Source organism: Methanobrevibacter sp. (assembly GCF_030539555.1).
In the GTDB taxonomy this organism is placed as follows: domain Archaea; phylum Methanobacteriota; class Methanobacteria; order Methanobacteriales; family Methanobacteriaceae; genus Methanocatella.
In genome coordinates, this window is record NZ_JAUNXX010000040.1 from 1 (window position 1) to 14379 (window position 14379).

11 protein-coding genes and 1 pseudogene are annotated in these 14379 nt (G+C 32.4%); 5 read left to right on the forward strand and 7 right to left on the reverse strand.

Annotated elements, in window-relative coordinates; all coding sequences use genetic code 11:
• Positions 1–118 precede the first annotated feature (118 nt).
• From Q4Q55_RS07475 to Q4Q55_RS07485, 3 genes are read left to right on the forward strand one after another with little or no spacing between them, the layout of a single operon-like run.
• Positions 119–658, forward strand: a complete 540-nt coding sequence (locus tag Q4Q55_RS07475; protein WP_303372203.1) for a hypothetical protein — start codon at positions 119–121, stop codon at positions 656–658.
• 21 nt (positions 659–679) lie between these two features.
• The gene (locus tag Q4Q55_RS07480) at positions 680–1189 is read left to right on the forward strand and encodes a flavoprotein (protein ID WP_303372204.1); all 510 of its coding nucleotides are present in this window, start codon (positions 680–682) and stop codon (positions 1187–1189) included.
• 31 nt (positions 1190–1220) lie between these two features.
• On the forward strand, positions 1221–1838 hold the full coding sequence (locus Q4Q55_RS07485; RefSeq protein ID WP_303372205.1) for a phosphopantothenoylcysteine decarboxylase: 618 nt from the start codon (positions 1221–1223) through the stop codon (positions 1836–1838).
• A gap of 1104 nt (positions 1839–2942) precedes the next feature.
• Here the strand turns inward: Q4Q55_RS07485 and Q4Q55_RS07490 are convergent.
• The 7 genes from Q4Q55_RS07490 to Q4Q55_RS07520 all read right to left on the reverse strand — a co-directional run bounded on the left by Q4Q55_RS07490 (position 2943) and on the right by Q4Q55_RS07520 (position 13322).
• Positions 2943–7370, reverse strand: a complete 4428-nt coding sequence (locus tag Q4Q55_RS07490) for a right-handed parallel beta-helix repeat-containing protein (RefSeq protein ID WP_303372206.1) — start codon at positions 7368–7370, stop codon at positions 2943–2945.
• A gap of 83 nt (positions 7371–7453) precedes the next feature.
• Positions 7454–8257 carry an acetolactate decarboxylase gene (gene budA / locus Q4Q55_RS07495; RefSeq protein WP_303372207.1) on the reverse strand — a complete coding sequence of 268 codons (804 nt, stop codon included), beginning with the start codon at positions 8255–8257 and terminating at the stop codon, positions 7454–7456.
• A gap of 284 nt (positions 8258–8541) precedes the next feature.
• On the reverse strand, positions 8542–9300 hold the full coding sequence (locus tag Q4Q55_RS07500; RefSeq protein WP_303372208.1) for an ABC transporter ATP-binding protein: 759 nt from the start codon (positions 9298–9300) through the stop codon (positions 8542–8544).
• 9 nt (positions 9301–9309) lie between these two features.
• The gene (locus Q4Q55_RS07505) at positions 9310–10062 is read right to left on the reverse strand and encodes an ABC transporter permease (protein ID WP_303372209.1); all 753 of its coding nucleotides are present in this window, start codon (positions 10060–10062) and stop codon (positions 9310–9312) included.
• 13 nt (positions 10063–10075) lie between these two features.
• The gene (locus Q4Q55_RS07510; protein WP_303372210.1) at positions 10076–11023 is read right to left on the reverse strand and encodes an ABC transporter substrate-binding protein; all 948 of its coding nucleotides are present in this window, start codon (positions 11021–11023) and stop codon (positions 10076–10078) included.
• Positions 11024–11525: 502 nt separating this feature from the next.
• A complete protein-coding gene (locus Q4Q55_RS07515; RefSeq protein WP_303372211.1) occupies positions 11526–12167 on the reverse strand; it encodes a fibrillarin-like rRNA/tRNA 2'-O-methyltransferase in 642 nt (213 codons plus the stop codon).
• A gap of 3 nt (positions 12168–12170) precedes the next feature.
• On the reverse strand, positions 12171–13322 hold the full coding sequence (locus Q4Q55_RS07520) for an NOP5/NOP56 family protein (RefSeq protein ID WP_303372212.1): 1152 nt from the start codon (positions 13320–13322) through the stop codon (positions 12171–12173).
• A gap of 64 nt (positions 13323–13386) precedes the next feature.
• On the opposite strand from Q4Q55_RS07520, the gene Q4Q55_RS07525 reads away from it, so the two are divergent.
• Entirely contained in the window at positions 13387–13926 is a 540-nt protein-coding gene (locus Q4Q55_RS07525; protein ID WP_303372213.1) for a glycosyl transferase, read from the forward strand.
• Between the two features lie 24 nt (positions 13927–13950).
• A pseudogene (locus Q4Q55_RS07530) lies at positions 13951–14379 on the forward strand (dihydroorotate dehydrogenase); the annotation flags it as partial.

The following is a 14379-nucleotide window of genomic DNA, read 5'->3' on the forward strand; positions in this document are numbered from 1 at the left end:
TGATTCCGGCCCTACTTCATCAGATAGTAGTTATTCTTCTGACAGTAGTTCAAGCAGTAGCTCATCAGATTCTTCAAATTCCGGAGGAAATGTATAATTCTCAGTTGGAGGTAATGTTATGAAAAGTAATGTATTGAAAATAAGTATTATTATATTTGCATTAATGTTAATATTTGTATCAGTATCCGGAGTTAGTGCTGAATCCAATGATACAACTGTTTTAACATTATCCAAATCAGGTATTATAATTAACTATCCTTCTACTTGGGGTTATTCTCAAGCTGTTTCGCCATATTCTATTATGGCGATTTCAAAATTGGATTCAATTGATTCATTTGGAATAGGTCAGGTTAATATAAATATTGAAAAAAAACCTATTGAAGGTGAGTTCGAAACTTTTGTTAATGAATCTTACACTCCAATGAAATATGATTCAAATTATGATTTGGTGTCCTCAGGATCATCATCAATTGCAGGATATGATGCTTTGGAATATGTTTATACTTCTAATGATAATGGTGTTCAAAAACAACATAAGGCTGTTTGGTTTGAAAAAGGAGGCCAAGCTTATGTTTTACTTTATAGTGCACCAATAGATAAATTTGAAACTAATTTGTATGTTTTTGATTATATTTTATCAGACATTCAAATTACCTAATTCTTTTTTTAAGGTGTTTAAATGATTATATTGTGTGTTACAGGTAGTATTGCAGCTACTGAATCTGTTAAATTAGCCAGGGAATTTATAAGAAACGATGTTGATGTGAAATGTTTTATGAGTGATGCAGCTTGTGAAATAATTCATCCCAACGCTATGGAATTTGCAACAGGAAATAGTGTTGTAACCAAATTGACTGGCAAAATTGAGCATGTTAAATATTCTCAAGAAGATTTGGTATTGGTGGCTCCAGCTACAGCAAATACAATATCCAAATTTGCCCATAAAATAGCTGATGATGCAATTTCCACTTTGTTAATTACTGCTTATGGCCATGATACACCAATAATATTTGTCCCGTCAATGCATGATTCAATGTATAGGGCTATTGAAGAAAACATTGATAAAATTAAAAATGAAGGTTCTGCTATTTTTATTAAACCAAAAATGGATGAAGGAAAAGCAAAATTCCCATCAAAAGAAGATATTGTTTTAGAATCATTGAGAACAATTAATTTAAACAAGGATTGATATTATTAAAGGTAAAAAAATTCTTATAAGTATGGGTGGAACTTATGAACCTATTGATTCCGTTAGGGGAATAACCAACAAATCTTCCGGAAAAATGGGGTTGGAATTAGCTAAAGAAGCATATATTCGCGGTGCGGATTTGACTTTGGTTGTTGCGAATGTGTCTGTTAGCATCCCTTCTGTTTTTGATGTAATTCGGGTTGAAACCAGCGGTGAAATGAATGAAGTAATTTTAGATTTGGTTCCAGATTTTGATATATTCATATCTGCGGCTGCAGTTTCAGATTTTGAATTCAAACAAAAGGATGATAAAAAAATCGATTCAAGCAGTTCATTGTTTCTTAACTTGAAACCCACTACAAAAATTATTCGTCAAATTAAAAAAATCAATCCCAACATATTTTTAGTTGGATTTAAGGCAGAATTCAATATATCTCGTGAGGAGATTATCGGATGCGCTAAAAAGCAAATTTCGGATGCAGGTACTGATTTGGTAGTTGCAAATGATATCTCCAGGGAAGGATGTCATTTTGGATCTGATAGTAATGAGGTGTTGATTGTAGATGGTGATGATGTTTTGCCTGTTTTATTGGCATCAAAAAAACAGATTGCCAAAACCATTTTTGATGAAATTTCTAAAAAGTTATAGTCATATGTAGATGTGCTAATTAATGTTGTTATTTTTATCACTTGTCTACCTTAATTATGAAATTCTTCTTTATTATTATGCATAATTCAATTCAAAATATGCTTTATTTTAACCATATTTTTAATATTTCTAATAGTTGAAAATGTTCCTAAATTTAAAAAATTTGCTAAAAATTATTTTGTCTTAAAGTTCTTTAATTCAAATTTTCACTGCATATCAATATTGTTTTTTGAAGGTATTATTGATTATATGTGTAAAATTAATTTTGATTTAAAAATTTATCTTAATTTATTTTTCAATATGCTATATAATTTTCTAAGCAAATTCAAGCAGTAATTAGTAATACTTTTTCAAATAAAAAAAGCAAATTAATCTTTGAAAAAAAAGTCTTTTTAAAATTAGTATTTCAATAAAATAAGTTCATGCCTTTAGGTGTTAGTTAAATGGAGTGATTAATAGAGTGAATCAACCTAAAGGACGTTTCAATGAACTTTTATTTTATTTGCATTAGCATATTTTATATTTTATTTTATAGTATAAAAAGGTATTGGAGTAATACTTTTTGGCGAATTTTGTAGTAATTTTTTACTTTTCTTAGAGGTATTTTTTTAGTGATTATCACTTGCAAAATAGGTGATTTTTTTTAATAATTTTTCTTGCATTTACAATGTATTATTGACTTTTTTGTACTTCCTTTCTTTCACGATTTGATTAATTTTAGAAACTTTATATCATGTTTTCTTTTAATATTCATTTGATTTCAATTTAGGATTTCACTTGTTCTTATTTTGGAGAGTTTTATTTGTGAAATTAATGGTTGCCTTTTTCATCAGATGGAATTTTCAAATGGTTTAATCTATGTAATTTTTGATGTCTTGATATTTATTGAGGTATTGTGGGAATACTTTATTTGATATTGGTTGATATTATTTCTTTTTGGTAATGGCATGAAAAATTAAATCCATCTGAATCCTTTGATTTTTATTTAATGGTGAAAAATTTATTTTTTTTAGCAGATTATTTCAATCATATCACTTTTATTAGGATCCTAATTGGAGGTATTGTGAAAATAAAAAAAAGAAGGGTGGTAGATGCGTGTTGCACCTACTTGATTTTAATTTTAACAGTTTTGGTTACTTTGTTGTAGTAAGGGCTGCCTTTATATTTAATTACTGCTTTGTAAGTTCCTTTTTTAGTTAATTTGGTAATTTTAAATGTTGCCTTGCCTTTGCTGTTGGTTTTGGCGGTGTAAATTTTACCTTTAACTTTTAAGGTAACTTTTGCTTTTTTCATCGCTTTGTTTTTGCTGTTTTTCAAAAGTATTGTGTATTTTTTGGTTTTCACTTTACTTTTGAAGGTTTTTGCTTTAGCGGTCATTTTTGTTTTTTCCTTATTGATGGTGATTTTAACAGTTTTACTTATAGGTGAGTAATTTGCACTGTTAATTTTAATAATAACGTTTTTAGTACCTGCTTTAGCAGTTTTTAATATTTTTGCAGTTAATTTTATTGAAGCAACTCCATTTTTGATGGTGGATGTTCCGATGTTTTTGCCGTTTAATGTAAATGTTACTTTAACTCCATCAGTCACATTAACGAAATCAACATTGTATGTTCCGCCATAGTTAATGACATATGCAGCATTTTTCGCGTTGATTGTAACATTTTTTTGATTTACAGTGAAATTAACAGGAATTTCTGCTCTTGTGAGGTTATTGTCAATGTAGGTAACATTGGCATTGTAAGATTCCTCATCCAGGTTTGGAATGACAAGTGTTGCGATTCCATCTTTCACATCAACAGCATATTCGACATTATTGACTTTAACAACCACTTTACCACTGTTCAATGTAGTGAGGGTGCTACTGTTTACCTGAACCTTAATGTTGACGTCATCACCGTAGGTAACATCTTTGGCTTCAAGGATTTCCATGCTTATTGTATCGTTTACCAGTGGAGTGTCACTTGAAACGTTGTTTAAGGTTAATTTAGCATCATCATCAACGACTATGCAGTTTTCACCATTGCCGATGAATTCAGAATCTCTGATAGTCATATCGTTGAGGGTTTCAATTGCTCCGCCGGATTCTATTGCAGCGTTGTTTTCAAATACTGTGCTTTTTATTGTTAATGTTTCATCATTATAGATTGCTCCTCCATGTTTGGCATTGTTGTCTGTAAATTGGGAGTTTGTTATAGTTGTTTCACCACCATTGTCCACTGCCCCTCCATTTTCTTTTGCAGTGTTGTTTGCAAATTTTGTGTCTGTTATTGTCATGTCGCCTTCAAAAGTGTAGACTGCTCCACCACTATATTCGGCAGTGTTTTGTGTGAAGTTGGAGTTTGTTATTTCTATTTCACCATCACTATAGATCGCTCCTCCGTATCTTGCGGTGTTTTGTGTGAAGTCTGTGTCTGTTACGGTTGTTTTTCCATAATCGTTATAGATTGCTCCGCCCAGTCTTGATGCGGTGTTGTTTGCAAATTGGCTGTTTTCAATATTTGCTTCACCCCGGTCATTATCAATTGCTCCACCATATGGTGCATTGTTGTTTTCCAGTCTGCAATTATCCATATCCAAGTAATATCTGTTTTCGATTGCACCTCCGTATCTTGCGGTGTTTTGTGTGAAGTTGGTGTTTGTTATTGTAATATCTCCATTGTCATTGTTGATTGCTCCACCATAGTCTGATGCGGTGTTGTTTGCAAATTGGGTGTCGGTTATAGTTATTTCATGATCATAATGGCTGATTGCTCCTCCATATCTTGCAGAGTTGTTTGCAAATGAGGAGTTGTACATGTCAATATATCCGGTGTTGTAGATTACTCCTCCATTGTATTCTGCATGATTGCATGTGAATTCACCGTCTTTTATGGTTAAACTGCCTCTTTCATTACGGATTGCTCCACCGTATTTTGCATCGTTTTCTGTAAATTTGGTGTTTGTTATACTAATTTTAACAATTTCTTCATTATAGATTGCTCCTCCTTCGAATGCCTTGTTTTCTACAAATTTGGAGTTGTCTATATTTAAGTTACATAAATCAGCATAGATGGCACCCCCAGTTGGAGCATTGTTTTGTGTAAATGAAGTATTCACAATATTTGCAAAACTTTCTTTAACATATATTGCACCGCCCTTTTCACTTGCTTTGTTGTTTGTGAAATTACAATTTGTCACAGTAGAATCTCCTTCAAAGTCAATGGCTCCACCATAATCAGAAGCAGTGTTATTAATAAAATTACAATTTTCCACGGTACCAGTATTATTGAAGTAAATTGCACCACCATATGAACTGGCAGAATTGTATGTGAATTTGGAGTTGCTAATTGTTAATTCGCCTTTTGCAGAATTAATGGCGCCTCCACGTCCGTTATTCCCGTTTGCTTTATTGTTTGTGAAATTACAGTTTTCAACACTACCTGAAGACATCCTTATAGCACCACCCCATTCAGAAGCAGTGTTATTGATGAAATTACAATTTTTTACAGTACTCATATCATAGATGAAAAGTGCGCCTCCGTCATTGGATCCAGTGTGATTAACAAAATTACAATTATCTACTGTACCTCCCATATAGAAGTAAGCTGCTCCTCCACGGCCAGAAGCTTTGTTGTCTGTAAAATTACATTTTGTTATGTTGCCCCCATCAAGGAAGTAGATTGCTCCTCCACGATTGGAAGCATTGTTGTTGGTAAAGTAACAGTTTTCAAAACCACCTGATCTAATCCAGACAGCACCACCATTTCCATTGGTTGCGGTGTTATCACTAAAATTACAACTTTCTACAAAGCCTCCACCATTAAGGTAGATTGCAGCACCACTATTAGAAGCAGTGTTATCAGTAAAATCGCAATGTTCTACTTTACTTTCACTATTGGAGTAAATTGCACCACCATATCTGGATGCAGTGTTATTGATGAAATTACAATTTTTTACAGTGCTCATATCATATATGTAAAGTGCGCCTCCGTCATTGGATGCGGTGTTATTAGCAAAATTACAATTATCTACTGTACCTCCTACATAGAAGTAAGCTGCTCCTCCACGGCCAGAAGCTTTGTTGTCTGTAAAATTACATTTTGTTATGTTGCCCCCATCAAGGAAGTAGATTGCTCCTCCACGATTGGAAGCATTGTTGTTGGTAAAGTAACAGTTTTCAAAACCACCTGATCTAATCCAGACAGCACCACCATTTCCATTGGTTGCGGTGTTATCACTAAAATTACAATTTTCTACAGTACTAGTATTATTAAAGTAAATTGCTCCACCATGGCGTGAAGCAGTGTTACCAGTAAAATTACAATCAGTCACATTACCTGAATAGATGATCTTGATAGCACCACCATCGAGGGTTGCGGTGTTATCAGCAAAATTGCACTCTCCTACATTACCTGAAGACATCCAGATAGCACCACCACTGCGGTTTGCACGGTTATTAGCAAAATTACAATTTGTTACAGTGCCGGTAGAGCCATAGTCAAAATGGATTGCACCACCAACACCCTCGATTGCAGAGTTATTAATAAAATTACAATTTGTCATTTCACCATTACTATAGAAGTAAGCTGCACCACCAAAACTAGCGGCATTATTAGTAAAATTACAATTTGTTGCAGCACCAGTGGTATAGAAGTAAGCTGCACCGCCATCATGGGTTGCTGTGTTGTTTGTGAAATAGGAATCTGTCACATTAGCTGTTTGATTAAAGTAAACTGCACCACCATGGTTTTCTGCAGTATTGTAGGTAAATTTACACTTTGTAACAGTACCATTTTCTTTAAAGTAAACTGCCCCACCACTGCGGTTTGCAGTGTTGTTGGAAAAATTACAATCAGTCACATTACCTGAATAGATTTTGATGGCCCCACCATCACGGATTGCAGTGTTGTTGGAAAAATTACAATCAGCCACATTTCCTGAAAACATCCAGATAGCTCCACCACTACGGTTTGCGGTGTTATCAGCAAAATTACAACTTGTCACTTCACCATTACTAATGAAGTAAACTGCCCCACCATAATTTGCATGATTGTCAGTAAAATTACAATTTTCTATAGTACCAGTATTATTAAAGTAAACTGCTCCACCATCACCGGTTGCAGTGTTACCATTTATGAAATTTATATTTTTCAGTATTACATTGTCTGCAGTTATATTGAATATTCTTGATTTTCCCTTAGCATCGATTTTATGACCTTGTCCATCAATTGTTATTGATTGGTTAATAATGATTCCTGTAGTATCAAAATCATCTTCACGTTCATAATCCTTAGTTAATATTAATGTTGAACCATATTTTTCAGTAATATTATTTTGCAATTCAGAAAATGTTCCTACATTTCCTTCACTTGTTATTTCTTCCTTTTCAGTTAAACTGATTAATTCAGTTTCCTCAACAGGCACTATTTTATCATCATCTGCTTGTGATGATTCAATTACAGTATCGTTTGCATCACTGGCACATACGCTAGCTGCACTGAATAAAAAAATAACAAGCACCAGTATGATTATGCTTTTTTTGTATTTCATGACTCCTTATTCTCCTATTCCTTGTAATAGATAATTTTCAAAAATTCTAAAAAAATAATTAAAAAGGGAATAACCCGAAAGAGTTATTCAACACTGCTGATTTTGCTGGTCATGTCTTCGGTGAAATTCATTTTTGCAAATGAATCGTCAGTTGGAAGTATCATGTTGAATTCATGGATTTCATCAACTTGGCCTGATCCGTTGAAATCAGTTAAGTTTAGGACGTGACCCCCTTTTGTCTTGTCATCAGAGAGGAAGTGAAGATGCCAGCCGTGCATGTTCAATTCGTTCATGTAATCTGGGAAATACACTGCTACAATTGTTCCAGTCTGTTCAGTGTGGTTGAATACCCTTTGGTCAACTGCAGCCACATCTGTGAATTCCTTGTATGGTTTTTCCTGCTTTTCAACACTTCTGACGGTAATGTTTGAAAAATCACCTTTGATTTTGATTATGTACATGTTGTTTGTACCGTATTTGGTGATTTCATTGTCCAATTGACTGGTTAAATCGTCAAAGTCCTTTGCAGTAATGTTGTCTATTTTTCCGTCTTCATCAAAGTTGGTGATTGTACCGAATGGTATTTTTTCATCATCTGACATGACATTGATGCTTCCATCAGCAGCCGCCTGATAAACAACACCGTCTAAGACTATCATCTCGCCGTTTACTCCTTCAAATGTTCCAAGACCGATATCACCATGTGACTTGAAATCGCCCACAGTGATTACTCCGTCATATTCTCCATGCATGAAAGCCTGCATTAATGAGACTTGATACATTGAATCATCATTGTTATTGCTTAAAAATAATGAATTTTGAGCGCTGACTGCTGAAACAGCAAGTAATCCCATTATAATTAATGCAAATATTATCTTTTTATTCATAAAAATTCATTCCTCCTTTTCATATCAAATCTTTTTAGATTTAATTATTCTTCTCATATGATTATTAAAATTTTAAGAACAATATTATAATGAAGGTTAATATTTTTCTTACTATATATTTTCCTTTTTGCTGTTTTATAAAATTTTTGTTGTTTGATGGACAAAAACTGTGAATAAAGTTGCAATACCATATATAACAAAACGTTCGTTCCGTATATCAGTTTCCAACATAACAGAACGTTTGTTCTATACACTATTTGATGGACAGACTCATAAGATGAAAATCATTCGTCTTCTAATTTAGCAATTTCTTGAGTAATTTCAGATACTAAATCATTAAATTCTTTGTCCTCTCTATTTCTTGGATGCTCTAGTTTAATTTTAAAAATTTTCTTGATTCTTCCAGGTCTTCTAGAAAGAACGATTACTTCATCTGATAGGAATACTGCTTCATCAATATCATGTGTAACGAAAAGTATAGTCTTATTGTTTTCTTGACAAATATCAAGAACTTGTTTTTGCAGTTTGTGTTTTGTCTGCACATCTAATGCACTAAATGTTTCATCCATCAATAAACTTTTAGAATCATTAATTATTGATCGAATTATTGCAACTCTCTGTTTCATACCTCCCGATAATTCATGAGGATGTCTTTTTGCAAAATCTTTTAGTCCAACGGACTCAAGATATTTCATTGCACGTTTCCTACTTTCTTTTTCAGGTTGTCCATTGATATCCAATCCAAATATTACATTATCAATGACATTTAACCAAGGATATAGGGAATAGTTCTGGAATATAAAACCTCTTTCATTGGAAGGTCCTGTTACTAGTTCTCCATCATCTTTAACAGTACCCTCTGTAGGTTTTTCAAATCCTTCTATTATACGTAATAAAGTTGTTTTTCCACAACCTGAAGGACCTACAAAGGATACAAAGCTGCCTGTTTCAATAGTAAGGTTAATGTCCTTTAATGCAAATACTTCTTCTTCACTGTCGTTTGATACAAAAGTTTTTGATACATTTTCTATTTCAAATGTCAAATTATCACCTTACCAGAATATTCTTTCCTGTATCTTTGTAAAAATATAATCAAAAATTATGCCGATTACACCAATTACCAACATTCCAACTACTGTTGAGCCGGTGTCAAATAGATTTGTAGATGTTAAAATCATATATCCTATACCGGAACTGGATCCGATCATCTCACCAGAAATTGTACACATTAAAGCAATACCGATAGCTACTTTAAGCCCGGATACAATAAATGGTAAACTTGATGGTATAATCACTTCTGTAAGCATCTGTCTATCTGATGCTCCGAATGATTGTGCTGCTTCTATTAAAACAGGGTCTGTTCTGTGCACTCCATCAATTGTTGAAATCAGTATTGGGAAAACACATCCCATGAAAATTATGAATACTGCAGGCCCTATTCCAAGACCAAACCATATTATTGAAAAAGGAATCCATGCAATAGGTGGAATAGGTCTTAAGATACTAATGACTAATTTACATAATCTTTCCAATCGTTTATACCAACCTAATATTATGCCCAATAATATTCCAACTGTTGATGCTAGTAGCATACCGAACAATACTTTATAGAGTGTTTCAAATATATCTATAAAAAGTTTTCCTGAAAGGGATAATTTGACAAATGAATTTGCAACATCTATCGGCCCCGGAAAGGCATAAGATGGAACCAGTTGAAAGAAATCGCAAATCAAATACCAGATTATTACAATAATAATAGGTAATATTAACATCTCTCTTGTATATTCTTCCTTAAATTTCTTCATATTAAAAACCCTTTTAAATTTTTATAAATAGCTCTTCTTGAGGTACCGGGTCCTCGAGTATTCCCAAGTCTCTTTCAATATTTAAGAAATTGATTACATTTTTCTTATAAGTGTCATTTAAACCGGTTACCCATTCAATATGTTTTAGACTTTCTTTTTCAATTTCAGCATTAGGAACAATATGAGGTGGCAAATATTGCACCATTTCTTCAGGATTTGCTTTTATCATATCCGTTGCTTTTTTATGAATGTCTAAGATTTTTCTTGCTTTGTCAGGGTGTTTTGATAAAAATTTTTCATTCATCACTACGACACAGCATGGATGATCGGGTAAAATGTCTTCAGAGCTTTTCACCAAGGTCTGATTGTTAATCTCTTTTGAAATTGTAACGTAAGGTTCATATGTTAACATTGCATCGATACCTTCACTTCTTAATGCATCGTTCATTGAAGAAACCTTCATGGCAGGACTTTCAATATCACTTGTGTTCAGTCCGTTTTTCTTCAAATCATATTTTAACAATACGCTTTGTACTGATGCTTCACCGGGTGTAGCTACTGTCTTGCCTTTTAAATCTGTGATTGACTTAACTGATGAATCATGAGAAAGCAAACCGCTTCCCTCATTTTGGGCTCCTGCAACGATTTTTATAGGCACTTCTTTAGATATGGAGTATATTGCTGGTGTTATTCCAACATAACCAACATCTAAATCACCGCTCGCCATCGCACTCATTAAATCTCCACCATTATTATATTCGTGCAATTCCACTTCAAGTCCTGCTTTTTTAAACATTCCTGTGGCATTTGCGACAAATAATGCTGCATCATGGTCTGTAGGTAAATATCCGATAGTAACAGTTTCCGGATCTTTATCCGTTATGCCGTATAGTGTAAAAATAACTAGTAAAAAAACGGCTATAATTATAGTTAATCGAATAATTTTTCTGTTTTTTGACATTGTACTTCAAACTCCTATAAATTTTATCACATTGTTTAGAAACAATGATTATATTTTGATGTATGCACAATAAATATTTTTTTCTAATTTTTTTTATCTAATATTTAGGAATGCTATTGCTTCTACAATTCGTAGTCATTGTAGTAATTTTTTAAGCAATATCTAAAATTGCCGTTTGGAAATTCACATGTTTACTTTAAATAAGTGATTGAATATTCATAAGATTGCAATTTCTTGAAGCATATTTGGTATAAAAGATCAAACAAACTAATTTTTTTTTAGGAAAAATTCATTGTTCTTTATTAATGAAAAAAAGGATATTGAATAACTACAAAAACTATATTTAGCATGTGGAATAGAGTATTAACTAGTGAGGTAGCAAAAGTTTGATATACTTTGATACCTATCTAAATAATACTTTTTGCCTATTTTTGTAGTAATTTTTTATATCTCTCAGGACTATTTTTTTGCCCAATATCTCTCATAAATTCACTGATTTTTTTTAAAAATTTTTTTCTACTAAAAATGCAATATGGTCTTTTTCGTAAGGTTCCAGTTTCACTTTTTCAACAATCTTAAAACCTTTTTCTTTCAATTTCTTTTCTTGTTCCTTGAAAACCTTTTTAGGTTTTTGTACAACATCAATACTTCTAGCTTTTATCATTAAAAGACCCATGCCATCATCAGTTGAAAACAAATTCATGTTTCTCATAAACAATTCACTTTGTGTAGGTTGAGCAACATCACAGTATACTAAGTCGGCTTTTTCAACCATGTTCAGATATCCTTTTGGTTTTGTTGCATCTCCTAAAATTGGAGCAATATTAAGCCTTTGACGCGAAAGTTGAACCAATTTTTTAGCTGTTGTTGGTGAAAATTCAACAGCATAAACTCTTCCATTAATTATAATATCAGAAATATGTGAAACAGTTGTTCCGGTTGATGCACCGAGATATAATACTTTTGAAGTGTCTAGAAGCTCTAGATTTTCTAATCCATTTAAAAGTGCTGCAGCTAATTTGGAACGTCTAGGATTCCATATTCTATATTCTTCGTCTTCTTGAATTAATTCTTCCCCATAAACTGATATTCCTGGAGTTAAATTTTTAGTTGCAACATTTCCATCTTTATAATAAATTTTCATGGCTTATCTCCTTTTCTTTTTCTTTTTACCTTTTTTCTTTTTATTTTTAGATTTTGACTTCTCTTCTTTTCTTTTTTTAGTTGTTTTAGTTGGAAATGGATTATTTTTTTCAATTTCTTCTATTTTTTCTTTAAAATCTTCTGCAACATTTTCATCAATTGTTCCGGTAAAAACATCTCTTCTGACGGCTAAAGAAATTTTGCCTGCAAGCATTCTGGCTATTTTTCCACGATTCCACCATTTGGCGCCTCTGACTTGGGGGTGTTGATAGATCAAACCATATTTCGGAGGTCTGTCTCCACTTTTTAAATGTCTGAATAATGCCTTTTCAGCTCCCATTATCTGAACAGTGCTTGAAGGATACATTGCAAGCCTTTTAATGCCCCCTGCATGTGAAATTAGTTTGGCTCCAAGTGTAGGTCCAACCAATAATCTTAAATTTGGTGCAATAGATTCCATCTTTGCATCAATGTATTCTTCAATATCTTTTCTTGTTTTTTGAAGCTCATGAATGGATTGTGCATATTTGTTCATTATTTCAAGGTCTTGCGGATTGATGTCATCTTCTAAATCTAAAACGTTGTTTGGGAATGCTTCCGGTTTTGCTTCGATAATATTTTCTTTAGTCTTGTTTTGAGAAATTAATTTGATGTATGTTTCATTATTCTTAATTATGTCCATTTCAGGGAAATACAATGCGTACCATTCTCTAATCCTTTCAATTAATTTTGAAATTGTCTCATCAATTTCGTCTATTGAGTTTATGGCTTGGATTAGGTGTTTGTCTTCACTTGCCGATTCTTTTTTAATTTTGTAGATGGCCAATCTCTGATAAATTTCGCTTATTTTTTTATCATCCAAACCAAATTCGTTATAATTGCTTCTCAAATATTCTCCGGCTTGATTTGGTGTTTTTATTATAAGCTTATCGTTGCCATAATCTGATAATCTTTTATTTGATTCAATTATAATATCATCATAATCTGCAGATAACTCTTCAATTATCTCTTTTTCTTCCATTACAATTTGTTTATCATCAATTTCAGCTAATCTATTGATTATTTCATTCTCTGGAAATAATTTTTCACAAATTAGTTTATTTTCACTATTTAATGCATAAAATCCTTTAATAGTGTAAGTTATATAGCATTCCATGCAATAATTTATTCATTTTATTTTTAATAAGTATTTTTATGATGAACTTTAAAGTATTAGTATTATGTCAAAACAAAGTTTTAGAGATTTGAAAAATGAAATTGAATTGAAAGATGGGGAAATCGAAGAGCTTAATATGGAGCTTCAGCAAAAGAATGAAGAGATAAACAAGTTAAAGATTTATTCCACTAAATTGAAATATGTAAATAAAAACTTGGAAGATAAGTTAGACACTAAAATCGATTATGATAAGGCAAGAATGAAAGAACTTGATGATTTATCTGATAAGATCAAAGAAAAAGAGCTGATAATTGAAGATAAACAAGACCAAGTTAAATATTTAAGATCCCTCATAGATGATTATAGAACCCAAATCAGTGCAAATACTGATAATCTTGAACTTCAACTTCGAAAAATCTCAAAAACTTATGAAGATTTGCTAAAACAAAAGGACATGATTATAGAAAAACAGGATGAACAGATATCAAACTTAATGAAATCCAAAGAAGAAATTATCAAATCCAATAAAACCAATGTTATTAGTTTAAAGTTGCAAAATGAGAAATACCAGGAAATCATTGAAAAATTAACAAAAACTAATTAAATAATTAATTACAAAGTTGATATTATGTTAAAAACAAATGTTTGTGGAGTGGAATTTAGAAATCCATTGATGTTGGCCGCAGGAATCATGGGAAGCAATGCTTCTTCTATGAATTGGATTTTAAAATCCGGTGCTGGGGGAGTTGTTTCAAAATCTTTTTCATTAAATCCTCATCCTGGTTATCCAAATCCGACAACTGTTGCAGTTGAAGGAGGTATTTTAAACGCTATCGGACTTTCAAATCCCGGTGTTGAAAATTTCAAAGAAGAATTGAAAAAGGTTAATCATGATGATAATGTTGTCATAGCTTCAATTTATGGTGCAACTCCTGAGGAGTTTTCAACATTGGTCGAAGAAGTTCAGGAATATGTTGACATGATTGAGTTAAATATTTCTTGCCCTCATGCAATGGAAGGTTTTGGTGCTTCAATAGGTCAGGACTGTAATTTAAGT

Coding starts and splice junctions, on each gene's coding strand:
- Q4Q55_RS07515 (WP_303372211.1), bottom strand. CDS start 12,167: ATGAAAATTTATTATAAAGATGGAAATGTTGCAACTAAAAATTTAACT.
- Q4Q55_RS07475 (WP_303372203.1), top strand. CDS start 119: ATGAAAAGTAATGTATTGAAAATAAGTATTATTATATTTGCATTAATG.
- Q4Q55_RS07490 (WP_303372206.1), bottom strand. CDS start 7,370: ATGAAATACAAAAAAAGCATAATCATACTGGTGCTTGTTATTTTTTTA.
- Q4Q55_RS07480 (WP_303372204.1), top strand. CDS start 680: ATGATTATATTGTGTGTTACAGGTAGTATTGCAGCTACTGAATCTGTT.
- budA (WP_303372207.1), bottom strand. CDS start 8,257: ATGAATAAAAAGATAATATTTGCATTAATTATAATGGGATTACTTGCT.
- Q4Q55_RS07520 (WP_303372212.1), bottom strand. CDS start 13,322: ATGGAATGCTATATAACTTACACTATTAAAGGATTTTATGCATTAAAT.
- Q4Q55_RS07510 (WP_303372210.1), bottom strand. CDS start 11,023: ATGTCAAAAAACAGAAAAATTATTCGATTAACTATAATTATAGCCGTT.
- Q4Q55_RS07485 (WP_303372205.1), top strand. CDS start 1,221: ATGGGTGGAACTTATGAACCTATTGATTCCGTTAGGGGAATAACCAAC.
- Q4Q55_RS07505 (WP_303372209.1), bottom strand. CDS start 10,062: ATGAAGAAATTTAAGGAAGAATATACAAGAGAGATGTTAATATTACCT.
- Q4Q55_RS07525 (WP_303372213.1), top strand. CDS start 13,387: ATGTCAAAACAAAGTTTTAGAGATTTGAAAAATGAAATTGAATTGAAA.